Here is a 21,289-nt window from a genome sequence, read left to right as displayed (position 1 = left end):
ACCAGCCGGACGGCCGCCCGGGAAGAGCGGGGCGGCGCCTTCTAGAATCTGCGGCACCGGCCGCTCTCCCGAAGGAACCCGATGACCAGCGTCGACGAACCGGCACGACCCGGCGGGCGGATCCGTGACGCCGCCCGCACCCAGGCCGAGATCCTCGACGTGGCCACCCAGGAGTTCGCGCGGGCCGGCTACGATGGTGCCCGCGTCGACGAGATCGCCGCCCGCACCCGTACCACCAAGCGGATGATCTACTACTACTTCGGCGGCAAGGAGCAGTTGTTCACCGCCGTCCTGGAGCGGGCGTACGGCGTGATCCGCAAGGCGGAGCAGGAGCTGGACGTCGAGCACCTGGACCCGGTCGCCGCGATCCGGCGCCTCGCGGAGCTGACCTTCGACCACCACGAGCAGCACCCCGACTTCATCCGCCTGGTCAGCATCGAGAACATCCACGGGGCCGAGCACATCGCCGGCTCCGAGAAGCTCGGCAGGATCGGCTCCCCCGCGCTCGACGTGATCCGCCGCATCCTGGCCTCGGGGCAGGAGTCCGGCCTGTTCACCGCGGACGTGGACGCGGTCGACCTGCACGCGATGATCAGCTCGTTCTGCTTCTTCAGGGTCGCCAACCGGCACACCTTCGGCGCCCTCTTCGGCCGCGACCTCGTCGCCCCGGAACAGCGCGAGCACTACCGGACCATGCTGGGGGACATGGTGATCGCGTACCTGACCGCGGAGCGTGCGGCGGACTGAGCCGGGCTCGGCACGATCCCTTGACAGGCCGCAGATGCGGGCGCACCATCCTCCGCAACCGCTACTAACTATCCAGTGGGTTAATTAACTGGATAGCTCCCGGAGTCCCCCCGAAGGAGCACCCCGTGTCCGTCCCCGCCGAAGCCGTCGGGCAACCGAAAAAGGCCGCCACCGCCGCCTGGATCGGCAGCGCCCTGGAGTACTACGACTTCTTCATCTACGGCAGCGCCGCAGCCCTGATCTTCCCGAAGGTGTTCTTCGACGAGTCCGACCCGGCCACCGCGACCCTGCTGTCACTGGCGACGTTCGGAGTCGCCTACGCGGCCCGGCCGGTCGGCGCGCTCTTCCTCGGGCATGTCGGCGACCGGGTCGGCCGCAAGAAGATCATGGTGTTCACGCTGGTCCTGATGGGCCTGTCGACCTTCCTCATCGGCTGTCTGCCCACCCGCCACCAGGTCGGCACCCTCGCCCCGGTCCTGCTGGTGCTGTGCCGGGTCCTCCAGGGCGTCTCCGCGGCCGGTGAGCAGGCCAGCGCCAACTCCATGAGCCTGGAGCACGCGCCGGCGCACCGGCGGGGCTTCTTCACCAGCTTCACGCTCAGCGGCACCCAGGGCGGGCAACTGCTCGCCACCCTGGTCTTCCTGCCGGTCGCCGCGCTGCCCGAGGAGCACCTGCTGTCCTGGGGCTGGCGGGTGCCGTTCTGGCTGAGCGTGGCGGTCGCCGTGGTCGGCTTCGTCATCCGCCGCAAACTGGACGAGACACCGGCGTTCGAGCAGCAGGCCGCCTCCGGAGAGGTCGTGAAGCTGCCGCTGGCGGTGCTGCTGCGGGAGCACTGGGCGGACGTGCTGCGGGTGATCGGGGGCGCGCTGATCGCCTCGGTCTCCACGATCTTCACGGTGTGGGCGCTGGCGTACGCGACGAGCGACGCGGTCGGGATGAGCCGTTCCTCGATGCTGTGGGTGGGCGCGCTGGCCAACCTCGTCGCGCTCGCGGCGATCCCCCTGTGGGCCACGCTCTCGGACCGCATCGGGCGCCGGCCCGTCTTCCTGGTCGGGGCGGTGGGCAGCGCGGTGACGATGTTCCTGTACCTGTGGGCGATCTCCACGGGCGACTACCTGCTGACGCTGCTGCTCGGCATCGTCGCCTTCGGTGTCGTCTACAGCGCCGCGAACGGGGTCTGGCCGTCGTTCTACGGCGAGATGTTCTCCACCCGGGTCCGGCTGTCGGGCATGGCCATCGGCACCCAGATCGGGTTCGCGGTGGCCGGTTTCGCGGTCACCTTCGCGGCACAGATCGCGGGCCCCGACGGCACCGACTGGTCGTCGGTGGCCCTGTTCACCGCGGCCCTGTGCGTGCCGCCGGTGATCGCGGCCCTGACGGCCCGCGAGACCCACCGGGTCACCACGGAGGACCTCGGCTCGCGTACGCCCCGGGAGGTGCCCCGTCCGCAGAAGGTGACGGCCTGACCCCGCCCGTCGCGCCTACCGGTTGGACCAGCTCCGCGTGCACAGCACCAGCCGGTAGCCGTCCGGGTCCTGCACGGTGACGCCCCACTCGTTCCAGTACGGGTTCGGCGAGAGCACCCGCTTCCCGCCGTGCGCCTCCAGCCGGGCGACCAGGTCGTCCGGCACCGGCCCGTCGACGTAGACCACCAGGAGGTCCTCCTCGGTGGGGCGGGGTTCGACGGGCCGGTCCCGCTCGTGCACCAGCTCCAGGTGCCAGCCGGCGTCCGGCCACCCGAGCATCAGCAGGTCGTGCTCACCCGGTTCGGATCCGCCCTCCGCACGCCACAGGACGTCCAGCCCGAGCCCCCCGGCCCAGAACCGCTCGGCGGCGGCCAGGTCCCGGGAGGGACGGGCGATGCGCAGGTGGCTGCGGCCGTTGACGGGCATGGAGACCTCTTCCCTCGACGTACCGGCCACCGTAGACAGCCCCCGGCCCCGGCACATCGGCCGTCGGTCCTGCGCCCTGGGGCGTAGGACCGGCGGATCCGGGCCGGTGCGACCGTCAGGCGGGGTTCGCGGCGGCGGGGATCCCGTACGCGCGTTCCACCCGCAGCCGCAGCACCAGTCGCCGGTCGCGGACCATCGCTGCCCGGTAGTCGTCCCAGTCGGGGTGTTCGCCCTGGACGCCCCGGTACAGGCGGACCAGTTCCTCGACCGTGTCGTCGTGCGGGTCCTGGGCCACGGGGGTGAGCTCGGCCGTGCCCTCGGCGACGGTGTACGCCCACCGGTCCGCCGTCGTCACGTGGTACGAGGCACGGGGATCCCGGCGCAGATTACGGGTCTTGGCGCGGTCGTCGGTCAGGGAGACCCGGATGACCCGCTCGTCGGGGTAGTAGGCGTGGGTGACGTTCGACAGCTGGGGGCGGCCGTCGCGCTTGAGGGTGGTCAGCACCCCGCCGTGGCTCTCGGAGAGCAGCCGGAGCAGTGCGTCCTGTGTCGCGTCCTCGGTCATGACTCGATCAACGGGCCCGGCCGGGCCGGGCATTCCCGCGACCCCGGATTCCCGGCAGACCCGCAGCTCGTCGCGGTTTTCTGAGCGACGATGATGTCTGAGGCGGTCCGGGCCGGGTAGGTCGGTCCGCACCTCGACGCTGCGACGGAGGAGAGCGATGGCACAGCTTCGGCAAGAGGTCGATCCCGGTGAGGTGGGACTGGACGAGAAGGCGCTCGACCGCCTCGACCGGCACTTCGCCCACTGTGTCGACGAGGGCCGCATACCCGGCTTCCTGGTGTCCGTCGCCCGCGGCGGACGCGTCGCCCACCTCACCACGCACGGCCACCGTGACCTCGCGGCCGGCCTGCCGGTCGAGGCCGACACCCTGTGGCGGATCTACTCGATGACCAAGCCGGTCACCTCGGTGGCCGCCCTGATGCTGGTCGAGGAGGGCAGGCTGTCGCTGGACGACCCGGTCGCCGAGTACCTGCCGGCGTTCGCGCGGCCCCGCGTCTACGTGGACGGCTCCGGCGACGGCGTCACGACCCGCCCCGCGGACGGCCCGGTACTCGTCCGGCATCTGATGACCCACACCGCGGGCCTGACCTTCGCCTTCTACCACTCCCACCCGGTCGACGCCCTCTACCGGGAGGCCGGCCTGGAGTCGTCCGTGCTGCCCGGCTCCGACCTCGCGAAGACCGTCGACGTGTACGCGAGCCTGCCGCTCCAGTTCGAGCCGGGCACCCAGTGGAACTACTCGGTCGCCTCCAACGTCCTGGGCCGGGTCATCGAGGTCGCGTCCGGCCAGGCCCTGGACGTCTTCTTCGCCGAGCGCGTCTTCGGCCCGCTCGGGATGACCGACGCCGGCTTCTGGGTGCCGGACGAACAGGCGGACCGGCTGGCGGAGTTGTACGGCGAGAAGGACGACGGCTCCATCGAGCCGGTCCCCGGACTGCCGCTGCGGGGCCGCCCTCGCCTGCTGTCCGGCAGCGGCGGCCTGGTGGCGTCGGCCTACGACGTCCACCGGTTCGCGGAGCTGCTGCGCCGCCGGGGCGAACTGGACGGCACCCGCCTGCTGTCGGCCGCGACGGTCGACCTGATGACGTCCAACCACCTCCCGGGCGGCGCCGACCTGCGCGCGTTCGGCACCAAACCGGCCCACGACGAGCCCGGCAACGACGGCGTCGGTTTCGGCCTCGGTGTCTCGGTGGTGATCGACCCGGCCCGCACCCCGGCACCCTCGACCGCCGGTACCTTCGGCTGGAGCGGGGCGGCGTCCACGACGTTCTGGGTCGACCCGGTCCGCGATCTGACCGTGCAGTTCCACACCCAGGTACGGCCGAAGACGCTGAAGCTCTTCCCCGACCTCAAACGGCTGGTCCACGAGGCGGTCGTGGACTAGGACGGCCCGGTCGCCTAGCGATCGATCCGGAGCGTGAAGTGGACGCCGTCGCGGGCGAGTTCGCCCAGCCACTGCTCGGACCGGGCCGCCGTCTCCGCCGCCCGGCTCAGGCCTGCCGGGAGCGAGCCGTCCAGGATGTGGCCGACGCCCAGGGCGAGGGTCCGGGAGACGCAGCGGGCCATGGCGCTGTCCTCCTCGTCGCCCACCAGGTCGAGGAGGTAGCCGCCGGACCAGGTGCGGCCGTCCTCGGCGCGCACGTCGAGGGAGACGGCGAGGACGACCCGGTCGCGGTCGGTGTCCGTCGTCGGGTACTTGGCCGCCAACTCCTGGGCGAGGGCGGCGATCCGGGTGTCGTCGCCGGTCCGCAGCTCCTCGAAGACCGGCTCCCAGGCCCGCAGCCAGCCGTCCAGACGCAGGGTCCCGCGCACGAAGGTCCGCGGTGTCCAGGCGGCCGGCAGCCCGTACTGCTCGACGAAGGGGACGCTGTCGCGGTTGGGGTAGACCTCGAAGGTCTCGCCGTCCACGACATGGCGCCGGGTCGCCTCCCAGGGGCGCTCGGCGGTGACCGGGGTGCCGTGGTCGATGTGACGGGCCGGGGAGCGCAGGGCGTTGAGGACTCCGGCAGGGGCCCAGCTGAAGCGGTACCTGAAGTCGTTGGGAACGGCGGGCACACCGCCGCAGTAGGAGGTCAGGCCGTACGACGCCGGTGTCCCCTCGCCGATCGCCGCGCGGGCCCGGGTGACGAGGCTGTGCGCGAAGAGGTGGTCGACGCCCGGGTCGAGGCCCGCCTCGGTGAGGACGACGAGCCCGGCGTCCAGGGCCGCCGGCACGTGGGCGAGGACGGCGTCGGACACATAGCTGGAGCAGGCGAAGTGGGCCCGCTCGCGCACGCAGGCGGCGAGGATCCCGGCGTGCTCGGGCGCGGGCAGCATGGACACGACGACGTCCCCGGGCGCCAGTTCGGCCGCGAGCGCGGACAGCGTCCAGGCACGAGGCGCGGCCCGTCCGCCCAGCCGCAGCCCTTCGAGGGCCTGCTCCGCCCGTTCCTCGGTGCGGTGCCACAGCAGCACCCGGTCGGCCGTGTCGCACAGCGCGGCCAGACCGCTGCCGGTGGAGAGCCCGGCGCCGATCCAGTGGACGGTGCCGGTCGCGGGTACCCGGTCAGTCACGGTGGAACTCCCCTTCGTCGATGCCGAGTTCGCGGCACGCCTGGTGGAACCGGTCCAGACAGCGCCCCCACGGGCCGGCGGCCCCGAACTCCAGCAGCAGGGGCAGCAGGGAGCCCGAGAATCCGACGCTCGACTCCTCGGGGAGCAGGGACGGCAGGTTGTCGATGGCGATCAGGTCGAGCGGGGGTTCCTTGTGCAGCCGGCGGACCGGCTCGGCCCACTCGGTGGTGCGGTCGTAGACCGGCAGGACGTTCAGGGGCGAGCCGACGTCGCAGGTGACGTCGGAGAGGGTGCGCAGCCGGCGGTCCGGGTCCTCCAGGTCCGCCTCGCGGACGAACGGCGGGATCGGCCCGGTGGCGAGGACGCAGTTCACCAGCACGTCGTGGGCGAGCAGGGCGGGGCGGTCCAGGTCGCGGGTCTCGTCCAGGTCCCAGCAGGTCGGCTCGATCCCGGCGGCCCGCAGCGCGACGCGGGCACCCCGCCCGCTGCGGCCCAGCGCCCCGATCACCAGCGCCGTGAACTCCTCGTCCCCGGCCACGGGCCGCAGCGCCTGCTCCAGTTCCTGCTGAGAGGTGGGCGTGAGGGGCGCGGACAGCCTGCCCCGGTGCTGGAGCACGGCCAGGGCCGCCCCCAGGTAACCCGCCCAGTAGCCGAAGGCGGCCAGCCTGCGGCCGTGGTCGTCGACCAGGTACTCCAGGTCGAGGAGGGCCCCTCCCCCGGCGGCGAACCGGCGCAGCAGGTCACGGGCGCCCGGCTGCTCCTTGTAGGCGTGCCCGAAGAAGACGTGCCGGTGCGTCAGGGCGGCGGGCTCGTCGGGGAGTTCCTTCAGGCCGACGACCACGGCGTCCCGCGGTGCCCGGGAGGCCCACGAACCCGCGGGGGCCACACCGCAGCCGGCCGCCTCGTACTGCTCGACCGGGAAGATCCGCTGCGGTGACTCCTCCACGGTCACCGTCACGCCGCTGTCGACGAGGCGCCGGGCGTCGGACGGCACGACGGGCGTGCGCCGCTCGGTGGAACGGACCTCGTGGCGCAGCCACAGGTGGAGCTCGGTCATACGCGGTTGGCCTCCGGACGCGGGGCGTCGGCCGCGAACCGGCCGGCGCTGAGCGGGCTGATGTCCACGAAGGGTACGCGGCCGAGGTACAGGTCGCGGACGACCTCGCCGACGGCCGGTCCCTGGAGGAACCCGTGGCCGGAGAAGCCCGTCGCGTACAGGAAGCGGGAGACCGAAGTGGCCTCGCCGATGAGGGCGTTGTGGTCCGGGGTGATCTCGTACAGGCCGGCCCAACCGCCGGTGCGGCGCAGGTCGAGCAGGACTGGGGCGCGGTGCCGCATGGCCTCGGCCAGGCGGGGGATCCAGCGGTCGTGCGTGGCGGTGTCGAAGCCGGGCCTCTCGTCGGGGTCGGACATGCCGAGCAGGAGGCCGGGGCCTTCGCCGTGGAAGTAGAGGCTGGTGGTGAAGTCGATGGTCATGGGGAGGTCGGGCGGCAGTTCCGGGACCGGTTCGGTGACCGCGATCTGGCGGCGCAGCGGCTCGACGGGCAGGTCCACGCCGGCCATCGCGCCGACGGCCCGCGACCAGGCGCCGGCCGCGCAGATCACCGTGGAGGTGGCGATCCGGCCCCTGGTCGTGACGACGGCCGTGATGTCCTGGCCGCGCACCTCGATGCCGGTGACCTCGGTGTGCCGCAGGACGGTGGCGCCGTGGCGGCGGGCGTCGGCCGCGTAGCCGTGGACGACGGATTCGGGGGTGCAGTGGCCGTCCTCGGGCGAGAAAGCGGCGGCGAGGAGACCGTCGGTGGTGATGAGCGGGGAGAGCCTGCGCGCCTCGGCCGGGTCGATCATGCGGCTCGGGACGCCGAGGGAGTTCTGGAGCCGGACGCTCGCCTCGAAGGAGGCGACCTCCTCGGGCGTCGACAGCAGGAACAGGTACCCGACCCGGTGCAGCCCGATGTGCTGCCCGGTGTCCCGCTCGAAGCGGCCGAACGCCTCCAGGCTGCGTGCCCCGAGGCGGATGTTGAGCTCGTCCGAGAACTGCGCCCGCACCCCGCCCGCCGCCTTCGAGGTGGAGCCGGAGGCGAGTTCGTCCCGCTCGACGAGGACCACGTCGGGGACGCCCGCGCTCGCCAGATGGCGGGCGATGCTCGTGCCCATGACGCCGCCGCCGATGACGACGACGTCGGCCGTGCGCGGGCTCATCGGCACTCCCCCTTCGCCGCGCGCACCACGGCCGCGTCGAGCAGGCGGGTGACCTGCTCTCCGGAGAGGAAGAGGACGTCGTCGGTCATGCCCTCTTCCTGTCCGGATCCGCCCTCCCGGAACCGCCCGGAGATCAGGACAGGTGGGCCACCGCGTCCAGGTGGGGCAGGTGGTGGTCCATGCGCTCCCGCTTGGTACGCAGGTAGGTGATGTTGCTCTCGCACGGCGTGATGAGCAGCGGCACCGTCTCCGAGACCTCGATGCCGTGCCGTTCCAGGGCCTCGCGCTTGCGCGGGTTGTTGGACATCAGGCGGACCGAGTGCACGCCGAGGTCGTGGAAGATCCCGGCGGCGACGCCGTAGTCGCGGGAGTCCACCGGCAGGCCGAGCGCGAGGTTCGCTTCGACGGTGTCCAGGCCCTCCGCCTGGAGCGCCATCGCGCGCAGCTTGGCGAGCAGGCCGATGCCCCGGCCCTCGTGGCCCCGCAGGTAGACGACGATGCCGCTGCCCGCCTTGACGACGGCCCGCATCGCGGCGTCGAGCTGGTCACCGCACTCGCAGTGCTGGGAGCCGAACGCGTCACCGGTCAGGCACTCGGAATGCAGTCGTACGAGGACGTCGTCCGCGCCTATGTCGCCGTGGACCAGGGCGACTTGTTCGTCACCGCGGTCGTGATCGAGGTAGCCGATCGCCTGGAATTTCCCGTACACGGTGGGCAGCGGGGCATTCACCACGCGTTCCACGCCGGTGCGCTGTGGTGCCTTCTTGCCGAGGACGCCAACTTTGTCTGTCATGATCTGTTTCCTAAGCAGAGACGAAAGGCCGTGAAAAGATGAGCGGTTCGGGAATGCGGTCGACGGCGTACGGTCTGTTGCCGGCGGACACTACGGAGGACGTACGGACGCGGGGGGCGGGCCTCTCAACGCAGGTCGCCGTCCTTCCGGTCGGGAGCTTCGAACAGCACGGTCCGTACCTGCCCCTGGCCACCGACACCCTCGTCGCCTGTGCCGTCGCGCGGCAGATCGCCGCGGCGTACCCGGTGCACCTCCTCCCCCCGGTGACGATCTCCTGCTCGCACGAGCACGCGGCCTGGCCCGGGACCGTCAGCATCTCCGCCGTCACCCTCCACTCGGTGGTCCGGGACATAGCCGCCTCGCTGCGCCGCTCGGGTGTCGAGGCCCTGGTCGTGGTCAACGGGCACGGGGGCAACTACGTGCTGGGCAACGTCGTGCAGGAGGCCTCCGCCCGCGGGGAGCGGATGGCGCTGTTCCCGGCCGCGGAGGACTGGGAGACCGCCCGCACGGAGGCGGGAGTGCTCACCTCGCTGCTCACCGACATGCACGCGGGAGAAATCGAGACCTCCATTCTTCTGCACGCGCACCCGGAATGTCTGCGCCCCGGTTACGAGACCTCCGATTTCGTCGCGGACGACCGTCGTCATCTCCTCACCCTCGGCATGTCCGGTTACACCGATTCCGGTGTCATCGGGCGCCCTTCACTGGGCACGGCGGAAAAGGGGAAAGCCTTGTTGGAGAGCCTCGCGGCATCCTTCGGGACGTATTTCTCGATGCTGACGGAATCCGACGCCGGGTGAGTCGTCGCCGGGCGCCGCAGACCCTGGTACCAGCGGACGACCAGGACGGCCGCGCCCGGCAGGCTCGCCACGAAGCTGAGGACGCCGTACACGATCGCCGTCGCGAGGCCGGCTCCCGCGCCGAGGCCCATGGCGGCGAACGCCCAGGCGGTGACGCCCTCTCGGGGGCCGAACCCGCCGATGTTCAGGGGCAGTCCCATGGCGAGCAGGGCGAGCACGGCCAGCGGCAGCAGTACGGCGACGGAGGCCTCGGAGCCCGCGATGCGGGCGGCGAGCACGAACATCCCGAGGTGTCCGGCGAGGACGACCGCCGAGGAGAGGGCGACGCCGGGCCAGTTGCGGCGGGACAGCAGTGCCTCGCGGGCCTCGCCGAGGGTCGCGCCCAGGGCCCGCCCGGGGCGGTGGGAGCGGGTCCGGTTCATCCGCAGGGCCACGACGACGGCGAGCGCGCCGAGGGCGGCGAGGCCCACCAGGGGGGCGAGGTGGCGGGCCTCGGCCAGCACCGGGGAGTCCATGGTGAGCAGCACGGCACCGCCGACGACCGCCAACGCGATCTGACCGGCGACCCGTTCGAGGACGACGGCCCGCACTCCGCGGCCCATGTCGCCCGCGCTCTGCCCGTGCCGCACCGCGCGGTGCACGTCGCCGAGCACACCGCCCGGCAGGGCCGCGTTCAGGAACAGGGCCCGGTAGTAGTCCGCCACGGCCTCGCCGAGCGGCAGCCGGATGCGCAGGCCGCGGGCCACCAACTGCCAGCGCCAGGCGCTGAACACGGTGGTCAGTACGCCGATCGCGAGGGCCGCCAGCAGGACGGGGGCGTCGATCCGGCGCAGCCCGTCCAGGAAGACGCCGGTGCCGAGGCGCCACAGCAGGAGGGCGAGGATGGTGACGCCGGCGACGGTGCCGAAGTGGGTGCGCAGCGCGCGGGAGTTCAGCGCCGCGCGCAGAGGGGTGCGCCGGCGGGGCCGGGCCTCGGCCACGATCACGCCGATCCGGTCCCGGGAGACGGCGGCCTCGGTGAGGTCCGCGGCGGGCACACCGGCCGCTTCGAGGATGTCGGCCCGGGCCACCAGCGCCTCGGTCCGTGCCGTGAGCACGTCGTCCCGGGTCCGGACCACCTCGGCGCGCAGGGTGCGGGCCCGGTGGGAGAGGGGGGCGGGACCGGCCGGTTCCGCGGGTCGCCGTACCGGCAGACCTGCCTCGGTGCGGGCGGTCTCCGACCGCACCGTCTCCACGCTCATGACGCTCCGCCCGTCGGGCGGGACAGCGCCAGCAGGTCGCTGTGGTGGACGATGGCCTTCAACTCACCGGCGCGGCACGCCTCCAGACGGTCCCGGAGGTAGGGCTCGGCGCGCTCCTTCAGTTCGGGGCGTTCCTCGACGGCCGCGCCGACCCAGCCGCGCAGCCACTGCGCGGTGAGCGCGGACTCCGCGGGCCCCAGGCGCCAGGCGCTCGGGTGCAGCCGTACCGTCGCGCCCCGTTCGGAGAACGCCTCGCAGGCGACGGTGACGGCGTCCGGGCCGAGCAGTGCGCCGCGCCGCTGGTGGGCGTTGAACGCGTCGGCGATCTCCTCGTCCAGCGGGTCGGCCGGGTCGAGTTCGACCCGGCCCGCCACGGACAGGGTGAGCAGGGCCGGGCAGCCGGCGCCCGTGCAGGCCGCGGCGAGGGTGTCGATCTCCTCGCGGGTGAGCACGTCCAGGAGCGCGGAGGCCGTCACCAGGGAGGCGCCGGCGAGGACGTCCGGGGTGAGCAGGCCGACGTCGCCGCGGCGCGTCTCCACGGTGACCCGGCTGCCGTCGGCCGCGGAGCGCGGGGAGGCGACGGCCGCGAAGTGCAGGAGGTAGGGGTCCCGGTCGTGCAGGATCCAGTGCTGGGGGCCGTCCAGACGGGGCGCCAGCCAGCGGCCCATCGAGCCGGTGCCGCAGCCCAGGTCGTGGATGACCAGCCCGGCCTTGCCGGGCAGGTTGGCCAGCCGGATGCGCAGCGGGTCGAGCAGGTCCGTCGCCCGGGCGGCCGCGTCGGGCCCCTCCCTCAGCTCCAGCCACTCGGGGGCGTACCGGGGAGCGTCGTCGGGCCCCGCGTCCCGCAGGCGTACGGTCGGACGCTCACCGGAACGGGTGCTGGGACCGGCACCGGGGATCACCGCATCCGCGTCCAAGGGGACCCCGGCCGCCTGCATCGTCGCCGCCTCCCGTGGGCCCGGCTGGGCCGGGATCCTGCCGCTCTGCTCGGTCGCCGTCTTCCTCATGCCGCCCTCCTGGGCTCGCTCGGGAGCCGGCCGAGCACTCCGGCCAGGCTGCGGGCGGTGGTCGCCCAGCCGTCCAGGGCGGCACGCCGTCCCCGGGCAGCCGCCTTGAGCCTGCGTCGTACGTCCGCCTCGCCGAACCAGCCGCGCAGTTCGGCGGCGAGGGCGGCGGGGTCCTCCGGCGGCACGAGGATGCCGGGCACCCCGCCGTCGGGGGCGCGGCCGACCGCCTCGGCCACTCCGCCGACGTCGGTGGCCAGCACCGGGATGCCGCGGGCGAGGGCCTCGGTGACCGCCATGCCGTAGGTCTCGGCGTAGGAGGTGAGGACCATCAGGTCGGCGGCGTGGTAGCTGGCGTCGAGCTCGGCCCCGGCCTGCGGTCCGGCGAGGTGCAGGCGGTCCTGGAGGCCGTACTTCTTGATGAGCATCCGCAGATGCGCGACGTACTCGGGATCCTGGGTGATCCCGCCGACGCACACGCAGCTCCACGGCAGGTCCTGGGCGCCGGCCAGGGCCTCGATCAGCCGGTGCTGTCCCTTGCGGGGGGTCACCGCGGCCACGCACAGCAGCCGGGAGACGCCGTCGGTGCCGGAGGCGAGCGGGGCGATGTCGGCGCCCGGGGTGGCGACATGGACGCGCTCGGGGGCGAGGCCGTGGTGGGAGACGAGCCGCCGTACGGCCCAGTCGCTGGTGGCGACGACGGCGGGCACGGCCCGCAGCACCTCGCGCTCCTTGGCGTCCAGTTCGACGGCGAGTGCGGGTTCGAGTCCGGTCTCGTCGCCGAGCGGCAGGTGGACGAGGACGGCGAGCCGCAGCCGCTCCGCCTCGGGGACGACGATCTCCGGGACCCCGCAGGCCACCAGGCCGTCGAGGAGGACGACGGTGTCGTCGGGCAGGTCCCGCAGGGTGCGGGCCAGTTCGGTACGGGCCGCCGCTCCGGGGCGGGGCCAGCTCCCGGCCACCGCGTGCCGCTCGACCTGCCAGCCGAAGCCGGGCAGGTCCAGGCAGACCCGGCGGTCGTAGGCGTTGCCGCCGCTCGGCGCGGTCGGGTCGTCCACGCCGCCCGGCATCACGAAGTGCACGGAGCGCAGGGACATCGGGATGATCTCGGCCTTCTTGAGGGCGGTGTGCTGCACGGGCACGTAGTCGAGTGTGGCCGTCCGCCCGGTGGTCATGTCGGTCACAGGGCACGCTCGTAGCTCGCCCAGGCCACATGCGACTCGTGCAGGGTGACGGTCAGGCCCGCGAGGCCCTTGGCGCCCTCGCCGAGCGCGCCCTTCTCGATGCGCTCGGCGAGCCGGTCCGCGATGACCTTCGCCAGGAACTCCGTGGAGGTGTTGATCCCGGCGAAGTCGGGTTCGTTGTCGAGGTTGCGGTAGTTCAACTCGCTGACGACGGCACCGAGTTCCTGGGTGGCCAGTCCGATGTCGACGACGATGTTGTCGTCGTCCAGCTCTTGGCGCCGGAAGGTGGCGTCCACCAGGAACGTCGCTCCGTGCAGACGCTGCGCGGGCCCGAAGACCTCGCCGCGGAAGCTGTGGGCGATCATGATGTGATCGCGGACGGTGATGCTGAACAACGGACGACCCTCCAGGTGCGGCGCGTCTGGTCCTCCGGCTGATCCCTGCCGGGGGATGCCGTGTAGTACGGCTCTCCGCTTCCCCGTGTTCAGCCGGATCTCACTCTTTTCTCAGGTCAGGCGCTCTTGCCATAGCTCACGAGGTGACAGAGGGCCGGAATCTCCCCACTGGCCAGCGCGGGCATCACCTCCGGCAGTTCTTCGAACGCGCTTTCCCCCGTGATGAGGGCGTCGAGCGCCGGATCGGCCAGCAGCTCCAGCGCGAGGGCGAGCCGGTCGCCGTAGCTGCGGTCCGCCCGGGCCGGGGAGACGGTGCCGACCTGGCTGCTGCGGATGACGAGGCGCCGGGAGTGGAAGGCCTCGCCGAGCGGGAGGGCGACCTTCCGGTCGCCGTACCAGCTCAGTTCGAGGACGGTGCCCTCGGGCCTGAGCAGTTCCAGCGAGCGGGCGAGGCCCTGTTCGGTGGCGCTGGCGTGGACGACCAGGTCGCAGCCGCCGAGGGCGTCCGCCGGGGCCGCGAAACCGACGCCGAGGGCTTCGGCGGTCGCGGCGCGAGCCGGGTCGGCGTCCACCAACTGGACCCGCACGCCGGGGAAGCGGGCCAGGAGCGCGGCGACCGAGCTGCCGACCATGCCGCCGCCGACCACCGCGATCCGGTCGCCCACCAGGGGCGCCGCGTCCCAGAGGGCGTTCACGGCGGTCTCGACGGTGCCGGCGAGGACGGCCCGCCGGGCGGGCACGTCGTCCGGTACGACCGTCACGGCGCTCGCGGGCACCACGTACCGCGTCTGATGCGGGTACAGACAGAAGACGGTCCTGCCCTTCAGCGCGGCGGGCCCCTCCTCGACCAGCCCCACGCTGAGGTAGCCGTACTTCACGGGACCGGGGAAGTCGCCCTCCTGGAACGGTGCCCGCATGGCCGCGTGCTGGCTCTCGGGGACCTGGCCGCGGAACACGAGTGTCTCCGTGCCCCTGCTGACTCCCGAGTACAGCGAGCGGACCAGCACCTCGTCCTCGCCGGGGGCCGGAAGGGGGGCCTCCCGTATCTCGCCCGCACCCGGGGAACGGAGCCAGAACGCGCGTGCGGCGGGCTTCATCGAGAACCTCCTGAACGATCGGCAACCCGTGCACGTACCTCGTTCACGTACCGAGATGTGCACAGGCCGCGCACAGTACGCGGCCTTGATCGACTCTGTCATCTGGCCGGAGGAATGTGCGGTGGCCCTGAACAACACTTACGAAGCAAGGCTGGTCCAGCAGGAGACCGCTGTCGGAGCGGGCGTGCAGATCCTGTTGCTGGCCCTGCTCGGCACGGCGATCGGCATGGGGCCGGCGGGCTGGCTGACCGGCCTCGCCTTCGCCGTCGCCACCTGGGCCGTGCTCTCCAGGGCGCTGCACCGCACCCGGCCGCGGTCCTTCGGTCCGGCCAACCGGGTGACGCTCGGCCGGGCCACCCTGGTGGGCGGGGTCACGGCCCTGGTCGCCGACTCCTTCCAGGACTCCCCGCCGGTCACCCTCTTCGTCGGCCTCACGGCCGTGGCCCTGATCCTCGACGGCGTCGACGGCAAGGTGGCCCGCGCGACGGGCACGTCGACCCCGCTGGGCGCGCGGTTCGACATGGAGGTCGACGCGTTCCTGATCCTGGTGCTCAGCGTGTACGTGTCGATGTCCCAGGGCCCCTGGGTCCTGCTCATCGGCGCCATGCGCTACGGCTTCGTGGCCGCGGCCCGCGTCTGGAACTGGCTCAACGCCCCGCTGCCGCCGAGCATGGCCCGCAAGACGGTGGCCGCGCTCCAGGGCATCCTGCTGCTGGTGGCCGCGTCCGGGTACCTGCCGTTCGCGGCGACCTTCGGTGTGGTGGCGCTGGCCCTGTCCACGCTGGTCTGGTCCTTCGGCCGGGACGTCCTGTGGCTGTGGCGCACCCACCGCGCGGACCAGGCGGCGGTGGAGGAACTCCTGGACCTGGTCCCGGCGCCGGCACCGCAGGTCGTGGCGTCCTGACGGCCGCTGCCGCGCGAGCGACGGCAACCACCGCACTCCGGCCCGCACGCACCCGGGGCGAGGCATCGGAGGACAGTGCGCCGACTGCGCCACGAGGCCATGCCGCCCGAAGGACAACCGATGCATCCCGGCCGACGCGCACACCCGGGCGAGAGGGACGCGGCCGGGGCTGGGCATCCGGGGGGGCAGTCCCACGGATGCACCACGAGACCCCGGCGCCCGAGAGGAAACCGACGCCCGCCTACCGGTCGAGCGGGACGCGGCCGGGGCTCCGGATCACATCGGGACGCCCCGCACCTCACCGGACCCGCCGAGGTCCTCCGGAGCTCGACCTGGCACTCGCCCGCAAGCCGTCGGTCAGCCCTTCAGGGGTACCCGGTAGACCGTCGACTCCCGCTGGCGGAAGCCCTGGCGCTCGTACAGCCGGTTGGCGGCCGCCCGGTCGGGGCGGGAGGTCAGATCGACGGTGCGGGCCCCGGCTTCCCGGGCGAGCCGGATGGCCTCCCTGATCAGCAGTCCGGCAATGCCCTGGCCGCGTGCCTCGTGGTCGACGATCACGTCCTCGATGCGGGCCCGCAGTCCCGCGGGCGCCGGGAACATCACGAGGGTGAGGGTGCCCACGACCGACCCGGACGCGGACCTGGCGAGCAGCATCGTGTTGGCGTCGCAGGCCAGGATGCGGCCGAGCGCGGCGAGGTCGAGGGCCTCGGCCGTCGAGGACAACTGCGGCAGCATCCGCGCGAAGGCGTCGACGAGTTCCTGGTCCGCCTCCCGGGCGATCTCCACCCGGATGTCCTGAGTCTCCATGGGGTGGACCCTATCGCCGCGACCCCGCGTCCTTCGGCAGGGGCAGCAGCCCCACCGCCGCCACCGGCACCACCGCCAGCACCAGCCACGGCACCGCGTCCGGCAGCCCCGCGTCCAGGAGTGAGCCCGTGACGGAGCTGCCGATCAGGACGATCAGGCCGGAGACCGAGGAGAGCGCCCCGGTGTAGAGACCGAGACGCCCCGGTTCCGCGAGGTCGGGGACCCACGCCCGGGCCACCGGCGCGACGAGCATCTGCCCGAGGGTGAGCAGGACGACGAAGCCGGCCGAGGGCAGCAGTCCCGCCGTACCGGTCCAGTCGGCGGGCCGGGACACCGCGACGACCGCGAACCCGGCGCCGATCAGCAGGAGTCCGGCCGCCATCGACCGGCGCAGCGACAGCCGGGTGCCGGCCCAGCGGGTGACGGGGAGCTGGGCGGTCACCACCAGCAGCGAGGACAGGGCGAACAGCCAGGCCAGCGCCGCCTGCGAGCCGGTCACGCGCTCCACCTCGTCGGGGAGGGCGAGGTACAGCTGGTTGTAGGCGAGCAGGTAGGCGCCGTACGCACAGCACAGTGCGAGGAAGCGGCGGTTGCGGACCAGAGTTCCCAACCCGCCGCGCAGACGGACCCGTTGGCGGCCGGGGATGTGCTGGGGCAGCATCCACGCGTGCCCGGCGAGGACGAGCACGAAGATCCCGGCGCCCGCCAGGCACACCGTGCGGAAGTCCACCGCCAGCAGCAGCGCGCCGAGCAACGGCCCGACGAACGCGCCCGCCTGCCCCGCGACGGTGAACAACGCCAGCACCCGGGTGCGTTGACCGCCCGCCTCCTCGTGGACGACGGCCTGCCGCGCGACCTCCGACTCCACCGCCGGCGAGAACAGCGCGGCCGCGAACCCGATGAGCAGGACGGCCCCGATGACCGCGCCGGTCCGTTCGGCGTACCCCAGCCACGCGAACCCGGCGATCCGCAGCGCGCAGCCGGCGAGGACGACCGGCCGGATCCCGTACCGGTCGGCGAGCGCCCCGCCCACCACGAACAGCCCCTGCTGGCTGAAGGTCCTCAGCCCGAGTACCAACCCGACGAGCCATCCCGCCATCCCGACGGCCTGCCCGAGGTGTTCGGACAGGAAGGGCAGCACCGCGAAGAAGCCGATGTTGAAGGCGAGTTGGGTGAGGATCAGCAGCCGCAGCAGCGGCGAGAGCCGGGCCGCGGTCCGCGGCGCACCGACCGGCGTCGACGTCACCGGGCCTCCACCTCCGCCGCCTCCCGGGCGGACGCCGACGTGGTGGTGGTACGAGGACGTGCGCGCCGGCGCGGCCACCGCACGCCGTCCGCCGCGCTCACCGCGAGCGCGCCCAGCAGGGCGAGTGCGGCGGCGGGGGCGAGGACGGCCCAGGGGGCGCGTTCGGCGTAGGGCTGGTTCTCGGCCAGGAGCAGGCCCCACTCCGGGGCGGGCGGCTGGGTGCCGAGGCCGAGGAAGCCGAGGGAGGCGAGGGCGAGCGCGACACCGGGCAGCCGCAGCAGGGCGTGCCGGGTGACGGGCGGCAGGATCGCGGGCAGCAGCTCGTGCCGCAGCAGGTACCGGCGGCTGGCGCCCAGGGCCCGGGTGGCCGCGAGGTGCGGGGTGGCGCGTTCCTGCCGGAGCAGCGAGGAGGTGTGCGCGGCGAGCGCCGCCCAGGAGACGGTGGCGACGGCGATCGCGGGCGTGGCGGCACCGCTCCCGGCGACGGCGGTCACGAGCAGCGCGGCGAGCACCGGCGGTACGGCGTTGACGGTGTCGACGAGCGGCCCGGACAGCCGGGGCAGCAGCCCGAGCAGGACGCCGGCCGCCAGCGCGGTGACGCTGATGGCGAGGGCGGTCAGCAGGGTGTCGAGGGCTCCGTGCCCGACCCGGGCGAGCAGGTCCCGGCCGAGCGCGTCGGTGCCGAACGGGTGGGTCCAGGAAGGGGGTTGGAGCCGGGCCCCGGTGTCGAGGGCGAGCGGGTCGCGGGGCAGGCCGAGCACGACGACGGCGGCCAGGAGACCGCCGTACAGGAGCGGCAGGGTGCCGCGGGCGGGCCGTCGGGGGCGGTGCAGCGAGTCAAGGGCGCCGTCGCGCAGGGCAGGGCCGGCCAGGAGGCGGACGGTGAGTGCCGCGAGGCCGGTGGCGACGGCCGCGAGGAGCAGGAGGGCGAGGGTACCGGCCTGGAGCACGGGCAGGTCCTGGGCGAGGGCGGCCTGGAGGGTGGTGCGGCCGAGGCCCGGGATGTCGTAGATCTGCTCGACGGCGACGGATCCGGCCGTGAGGCCGACGACGAACAGGCCCAGGTTGGGCAGCAGTGCGGGCAGGCAGCGGCGGACCGCCTTGGCGGCGACGGTGCGGCCCGGCAGTCCGCGGGCCGCCGCGGCCGCCGCCCAGGGTTCGGCGAAGGCGCCGGGCAGCAGGTCGTCGAGGAGGCGTCCGAGCACGGCGCCGGCGGGCAGACCGAGGGCGAGGGCGGGCAGGACCGTCCACCGTGGCCCGTACCAGCCGAGGGCGGGCAGCCAGCCGAGCTGTACGCCGACGACGGTGGCGAGCAGGGAGGCGGTGAGGAACTCGGGCAGTGCGGCGAGCATCGCCGAGGCGCCGCCCCGGGTCCGCCGCCCGTCGAGGCGGCCGTGCGCGCCGAGCCACAGGGTGCGGGCGCACACCAGGGCGGCGGTGGCGGCGGCGACCGCGAGCGCCACCGTCACCAGCAGCAGGGACACCCCGAGTGCCTGGGCGACGGTGGGGGCGACCTGTGTGCCGTTCAGCCACGACCGGCCGGCGTCCCCGCGGGGCAGCCCGCCGAGCCACTGGCCGAGCAGGTGCACGGGGCCTTCGTCCAGGCCCAGCCGGTCCCGGATGTCGGCCAGGACCCGCGGTGTCGGGGCGCGGTCCGCGGAGCGCGCCTTGAGCACGGTGAGCGCGGGGTCGGTGCGCGACAGCCACGGCAGCAGGCCGATCCCGCACACCAGGGCCGCCGCGAGCAGGACACGCCACAGCAGGGTGGCCACGCGGTGCGCCATGGGTCAGCGTCGCGTTCCGGGTCCGACCAGCGTCCGTTCGTACGGGTCGAGCAGCACACCCCGGACGCCGGTGGCGACGCCGGTGATGATCCTCTGGTGGGCCAGCGGCACCACGGCGTCGGTGCCGAGGACCGCCGCCTCGGCGCGCATCGCCGCGTCCTGCCGCGCACCGGTGTCGGCCACGGCGTCGGCCTCGGCGACCGCCCGGTCGACGTTCCTGTCGCACAGCCGGGACAGGTTGTATTCGCCGTCGCAGGTGTAGTCGCTCGCGAGGACGCCGACGGGGTCGCCGGTGTCGACGAGGCTGTTGCGGGCGCCGACGAACCCGTCGAACTTCCCGGCGAGCACGTCGCTTTCGAGCCGCGCGTACTCACGCACCACCAGCGTGACCCTGAACCCGGCTTTCTGGAGCTGCTGTTGGAGTACCTGGGCGGTCTCCGGGAGTTCGGGCCGGTTGTCGTAGGTGGCGAGGGTGACGGCGGTGCCGTGCGGGTCCGCGGCGGCCGCGCGTCCGGCGGACCGTACGCGCTTGCCCTCGGCCCAGGTGACGGCCGGTCCGTAGAGGCCGGTGCCGGGATCGGCGTGGCCCTCGAAGACGCCCTTGACGACGGCGGAGCTGTCGACGGCCGCGCGGGCGGCGGCGCGCAGCTTCGGGTCCCTGAAGGGGCCGGAGCGGGTGTTGAGGTGCAGGCTCGTGGTGCGGGTGGTGGCGGTCTCCTCGACGGTGGCCTCGTCGAGGGCGGCGGCCTGGGCGACGGGGACCGCCTCGGCGATGTCGACCTGGCCGGTGCGCAGGGCGTTGGCGCGGGCGGTGCCGTCGGCGACGAAGCGGGCGTCGATCCCGGGGGCCTGGGCGCGGCCGCCCCAGTAGTCGTCGAAGCGGTCGAGGGCGGCGGAGGCGGAGCCGGTGACCTCGGTCAGCTCGAAGGGGCCGGCGCCGGTGCCGACGGGATCGACGCGGCCGTCCTCGCCGTAGGCCTTCGCGGCGAACACGGCGAGGCTCGGGCTGGACAGCCGCAGCGGCAGGACGGGGTCGGCGGTCCTCGTGGTGATGCGTACGGCGTCGCCGGCCGCCTGTGCCGTCAGCGTGACGCCGGAGAGGGCGGCCGGGGCGGGCTTCGCCTCGCCGGCGTGGGTGAGGGCGGCGGCGACGGCGGCCGGGGTGACCTCGGAACCGTCCTGGAAGGTGGCCTCGCGCAGGGTGAACAGCCAGGTGCGGTCGTTCTCGCGGCGCCAGGACTCGGCGAGCGCGGGCGTGGCGGTGCCGTTGGCGTCGAGGGCGGTCAGGCCCTCGCTGACACCGAGGCGGCTGAGGAGGGTGGCGTCGTCGCCGTACGGGGAGAGGTTCTCGGCGGGCGGGAAGGCGAGGGCGACACGGAGCCGGGGGCCGTCGCCCGTGGCGCTGTCGGAGTCGCCGCCCTGGGAGGCGAAGCAGGCGGTGAGCAGGGGGGCGAGCAGGAGGGAGCCGAGTGCGTGACGGCGGCGCATCGCGGTCACCGGCCCATCGGTATCTCGAAGTGGACGACGTTGCTCGTGCCGCCCGTGGTCTCGCGCTCGTCGTGCACGACCTTGCCGATCGAGCGCCAGAACGGTTCGGCGCCCGGGACCGCCGGGTCGGTGTGCAGATACACGGAGCGGTAGCCGCCGTCGGCGGCCGCGAACGCCAGCAGCTCGTCGACCAGGCGGCGGGCGAGGCCGCGCCTGCGGTGCTCGGGGCGGACGTAGACCCGGCGCAGCTGTGCGGTCTCGCCGCTGGGGTAGCGCTCGGCCAGCTCGCGCGGGTTCGGCGGGTGGGCGGGGCCGCGGGAGTCGAGGGCGCCGGTGGCGACGACGGTCCGGTCGTCCGGGTCGAGGGCGACGAGGAGGGTGTGGCGGGGCGGGACGAGGTAGGCGGCGGCCGGGTCGATGATGTCGGCGTGCCAGCGGGGCACGTACCCGGTTCCGAGGTCGCGGTAGACGGTGTCGAGCATCACGGCTCGCGCACCTTCGAGGTCGTCCGGGCTCGCGGCCCTGATGCTGTAGTCACGCACCTGCACATCATATGCATTAAGGACTCCGGTCTTGATCACGGGGCG

The 21,289-nt window shown here is 73.6% G+C and carries 20 protein-coding genes and 1 pseudogene; 5 read left to right on the top strand and 16 right to left on the bottom strand.

Annotated features, from left to right (window positions below):
- Nucleotides 1–81 precede the first annotated feature (81 nt).
- The gene (locus tag ACIQJT_RS00220; protein WP_365453932.1) at nucleotides 82–747 is read left to right on the top strand and encodes a TetR/AcrR family transcriptional regulator; all 666 of its coding nucleotides are present in this window, start codon (nucleotides 82–84) and stop codon (nucleotides 745–747) included.
- A 125-nt stretch (nucleotides 748–872) separates the two neighbouring features.
- Nucleotides 873–2,213, top strand: a complete 1,341-nt coding sequence (locus ACIQJT_RS00215) for an MFS transporter (RefSeq protein WP_402638538.1) — start codon at nucleotides 873–875, stop codon at nucleotides 2,211–2,213.
- A gap of 15 nt (nucleotides 2,214–2,228) precedes the next feature.
- Here ACIQJT_RS00215 and ACIQJT_RS00210 read toward each other — a convergent pair whose 3' ends face one another.
- Together ACIQJT_RS00210 and ACIQJT_RS00205 are read right to left on the bottom strand one after the other, a co-directional pair.
- On the bottom strand, nucleotides 2,229–2,639 hold the full coding sequence (locus ACIQJT_RS00210) for a VOC family protein (RefSeq protein WP_365453926.1): 411 nt from the start codon (nucleotides 2,637–2,639) through the stop codon (nucleotides 2,229–2,231).
- Nucleotides 2,640–2,754: 115 nt separating this feature from the next.
- Complete coding sequence (locus tag ACIQJT_RS00205) at nucleotides 2,755–3,204, bottom strand: PPOX class F420-dependent oxidoreductase (protein ID WP_402638534.1); 450 nt, start codon at nucleotides 3,202–3,204, stop codon at nucleotides 2,755–2,757.
- Between the two features lie 157 nt (nucleotides 3,205–3,361).
- On the opposite strand from ACIQJT_RS00205, the gene ACIQJT_RS00200 reads away from it, so the two are divergent.
- A complete protein-coding gene (locus tag ACIQJT_RS00200) occupies nucleotides 3,362–4,588 on the top strand; it encodes a serine hydrolase domain-containing protein (protein ID WP_365453920.1) in 1,227 nt (408 codons plus the stop codon).
- Between the two features lie 14 nt (nucleotides 4,589–4,602).
- On the opposite strand, the gene ACIQJT_RS00195 is transcribed toward ACIQJT_RS00200, so the two are convergent.
- The 4 genes from ACIQJT_RS00195 to ribA all read right to left on the bottom strand — a co-directional run bounded on the left by ACIQJT_RS00195 (nucleotide 4,603) and on the right by ribA (nucleotide 8,752).
- Nucleotides 4,603–5,757 carry a saccharopine dehydrogenase family protein gene (locus ACIQJT_RS00195; RefSeq protein WP_402638532.1) on the bottom strand — a complete coding sequence of 385 codons (1,155 nt, stop codon included), beginning with the start codon at nucleotides 5,755–5,757 and terminating at the stop codon, nucleotides 4,603–4,605.
- Nucleotides 5,750–6,814: a saccharopine dehydrogenase gene (locus ACIQJT_RS00190; protein WP_365453914.1), complete on the bottom strand. Its 1,065-nt coding sequence runs from the start codon at nucleotides 6,812–6,814 to the stop codon at nucleotides 5,750–5,752. The genes ACIQJT_RS00195 and ACIQJT_RS00190 overlap by 8 nt, the downstream gene beginning before the upstream one ends.
- A complete protein-coding gene (locus ACIQJT_RS00185; protein WP_402638529.1) occupies nucleotides 6,811–7,959 on the bottom strand; it encodes an NAD(P)/FAD-dependent oxidoreductase in 1,149 nt (382 codons plus the stop codon). The genes ACIQJT_RS00190 and ACIQJT_RS00185 overlap by 4 nt, the downstream gene beginning before the upstream one ends.
- Nucleotides 7,960–8,092: 133 nt before the next feature.
- Nucleotides 8,093–8,752, bottom strand: a complete 660-nt coding sequence (ribA, locus tag ACIQJT_RS00180) for a GTP cyclohydrolase II (protein WP_402638526.1) — start codon at nucleotides 8,750–8,752, stop codon at nucleotides 8,093–8,095.
- A 38-nt stretch (nucleotides 8,753–8,790) separates the two neighbouring features.
- Between ribA and ACIQJT_RS00175 the strand changes: the two genes are divergently transcribed.
- Nucleotides 8,791–9,552 carry a creatininase family protein gene (locus ACIQJT_RS00175; protein WP_365453905.1) on the top strand — a complete coding sequence of 254 codons (762 nt, stop codon included), beginning with the start codon at nucleotides 8,791–8,793 and terminating at the stop codon, nucleotides 9,550–9,552.
- A gap of 113 nt (nucleotides 9,553–9,665) precedes the next feature.
- On the opposite strand, the pseudogene ACIQJT_RS00170 reads toward ACIQJT_RS00175, so the two are convergent.
- The 5 genes and pseudogenes from ACIQJT_RS00170 to ACIQJT_RS00150 form a co-directional block, all read right to left on the bottom strand.
- Nucleotides 9,666–10,793, bottom strand: a pseudogene (locus tag ACIQJT_RS00170) (lysylphosphatidylglycerol synthase transmembrane domain-containing protein); the annotation flags it as partial.
- The gene (locus tag ACIQJT_RS00165; RefSeq protein WP_402638524.1) at nucleotides 10,790–11,800 is read right to left on the bottom strand and encodes a class I SAM-dependent methyltransferase; all 1,011 of its coding nucleotides are present in this window, start codon (nucleotides 11,798–11,800) and stop codon (nucleotides 10,790–10,792) included. The pseudogene ACIQJT_RS00170 and the gene ACIQJT_RS00165, both read right to left, overlap by 4 nt.
- The gene (locus ACIQJT_RS00160) at nucleotides 11,797–12,981 is read right to left on the bottom strand and encodes a glycosyltransferase family 4 protein (RefSeq protein WP_402638522.1); all 1,185 of its coding nucleotides are present in this window, start codon (nucleotides 12,979–12,981) and stop codon (nucleotides 11,797–11,799) included. The genes ACIQJT_RS00165 and ACIQJT_RS00160 overlap by 4 nt, the downstream gene beginning before the upstream one ends.
- Nucleotides 12,978–13,376, bottom strand: a complete 399-nt coding sequence (locus tag ACIQJT_RS00155; protein WP_053847783.1) for a 6-carboxytetrahydropterin synthase — start codon at nucleotides 13,374–13,376, stop codon at nucleotides 12,978–12,980. The genes ACIQJT_RS00160 and ACIQJT_RS00155 overlap by 4 nt, the downstream gene beginning before the upstream one ends.
- Before the next feature lie 116 nt (nucleotides 13,377–13,492).
- Nucleotides 13,493–14,473: a zinc-binding alcohol dehydrogenase gene (locus ACIQJT_RS00150; protein WP_402638519.1), complete on the bottom strand. Its 981-nt coding sequence runs from the start codon at nucleotides 14,471–14,473 to the stop codon at nucleotides 13,493–13,495.
- A 121-nt stretch (nucleotides 14,474–14,594) separates the two neighbouring features.
- Here ACIQJT_RS00150 and ACIQJT_RS00145 point away from each other — a divergent pair, with 121 nt between their 5' ends.
- Entirely contained in the window at nucleotides 14,595–15,377 is a 783-nt protein-coding gene (locus ACIQJT_RS00145) for a CDP-alcohol phosphatidyltransferase family protein (protein WP_365453895.1), read from the top strand.
- A 357-nt stretch (nucleotides 15,378–15,734) separates the two neighbouring features.
- On the opposite strand, the gene ACIQJT_RS00140 is transcribed toward ACIQJT_RS00145, so the two are convergent.
- Genes ACIQJT_RS00140 through ACIQJT_RS00120 form a run of 5 tightly spaced genes read right to left on the bottom strand, consistent with a single transcriptional unit; the run spans nucleotide 15,735 to nucleotide 21,244 of the window.
- Nucleotides 15,735–16,184: a GNAT family N-acetyltransferase gene (locus tag ACIQJT_RS00140; protein ID WP_365453892.1), complete on the bottom strand. Its 450-nt coding sequence runs from the start codon at nucleotides 16,182–16,184 to the stop codon at nucleotides 15,735–15,737.
- 10 nt (nucleotides 16,185–16,194) lie between these two features.
- Entirely contained in the window at nucleotides 16,195–17,430 is a 1,236-nt protein-coding gene (locus ACIQJT_RS00135) for an MDR family MFS transporter (protein ID WP_402638516.1), read from the bottom strand.
- Nucleotides 17,427–19,214 (bottom strand): ABC transporter permease subunit, encoded by a 1,788-nt coding sequence (locus ACIQJT_RS00130; RefSeq protein ID WP_402638514.1) that lies wholly within the window; start codon nucleotides 19,212–19,214, stop codon nucleotides 17,427–17,429. The genes ACIQJT_RS00135 and ACIQJT_RS00130 overlap by 4 nt, the downstream gene beginning before the upstream one ends.
- A 3-nt stretch (nucleotides 19,215–19,217) precedes the next feature.
- A complete protein-coding gene (locus ACIQJT_RS00125) occupies nucleotides 19,218–20,702 on the bottom strand; it encodes an ABC transporter substrate-binding protein (protein WP_402640027.1) in 1,485 nt (494 codons plus the stop codon).
- Between the two features lie 5 nt (nucleotides 20,703–20,707).
- Nucleotides 20,708–21,244: a GNAT family N-acetyltransferase gene (locus tag ACIQJT_RS00120; RefSeq protein WP_402638512.1), complete on the bottom strand. Its 537-nt coding sequence runs from the start codon at nucleotides 21,242–21,244 to the stop codon at nucleotides 20,708–20,710.
- Nucleotides 21,245–21,289 lie beyond the last annotated feature (45 nt).

The sequence above is a fragment of the Streptomyces sp. NPDC091972 genome (genome assembly GCF_044756385.1).
GTDB lineage: Bacteria > Actinomycetota > Actinomycetes > Streptomycetales > Streptomycetaceae > Streptomyces.
The sequence above is the reverse complement of the archived record's forward strand: the minus strand, read 5'-3'. Positions and strand labels throughout refer to the sequence as shown.

Coding starts and splice junctions, on each gene's coding strand:
- ACIQJT_RS00220 (WP_365453932.1), top strand. CDS start 82: ATGACCAGCGTCGACGAACCGGCACGACCCGGCGGGCGGATCCGTGAC.
- ACIQJT_RS00190 (WP_365453914.1), bottom strand. CDS start 6,814: ATGACCGAGCTCCACCTGTGGCTGCGCCACGAGGTCCGTTCCACCGAG.
- ACIQJT_RS00210 (WP_365453926.1), bottom strand. CDS start 2,639: ATGCCCGTCAACGGCCGCAGCCACCTGCGCATCGCCCGTCCCTCCCGG.
- ACIQJT_RS00205 (WP_402638534.1), bottom strand. CDS start 3,204: ATGACCGAGGACGCGACACAGGACGCACTGCTCCGGCTGCTCTCCGAG.
- ACIQJT_RS00200 (WP_365453920.1), top strand. CDS start 3,362: ATGGCACAGCTTCGGCAAGAGGTCGATCCCGGTGAGGTGGGACTGGAC.
- ribA (WP_402638526.1), bottom strand. CDS start 8,752: ATGACAGACAAAGTTGGCGTCCTCGGCAAGAAGGCACCACAGCGCACC.
- ACIQJT_RS00125 (WP_402640027.1), bottom strand. CDS start 20,702: ATGCGCCGCCGTCACGCACTCGGCTCCCTCCTGCTCGCCCCCCTGCTC.
- ACIQJT_RS00185 (WP_402638529.1), bottom strand. CDS start 7,959: ATGAGCCCGCGCACGGCCGACGTCGTCGTCATCGGCGGCGGCGTCATG.
- ACIQJT_RS00140 (WP_365453892.1), bottom strand. CDS start 16,184: ATGGAGACTCAGGACATCCGGGTGGAGATCGCCCGGGAGGCGGACCAG.
- ACIQJT_RS00165 (WP_402638524.1), bottom strand. CDS start 11,800: ATGAGGAAGACGGCGACCGAGCAGAGCGGCAGGATCCCGGCCCAGCCG.
- ACIQJT_RS00130 (WP_402638514.1), bottom strand. CDS start 19,214: ATGGCGCACCGCGTGGCCACCCTGCTGTGGCGTGTCCTGCTCGCGGCG.
- ACIQJT_RS00175 (WP_365453905.1), top strand. CDS start 8,791: ATGAGCGGTTCGGGAATGCGGTCGACGGCGTACGGTCTGTTGCCGGCG.
- ACIQJT_RS00150 (WP_402638519.1), bottom strand. CDS start 14,473: ATGAAGCCCGCCGCACGCGCGTTCTGGCTCCGTTCCCCGGGTGCGGGC.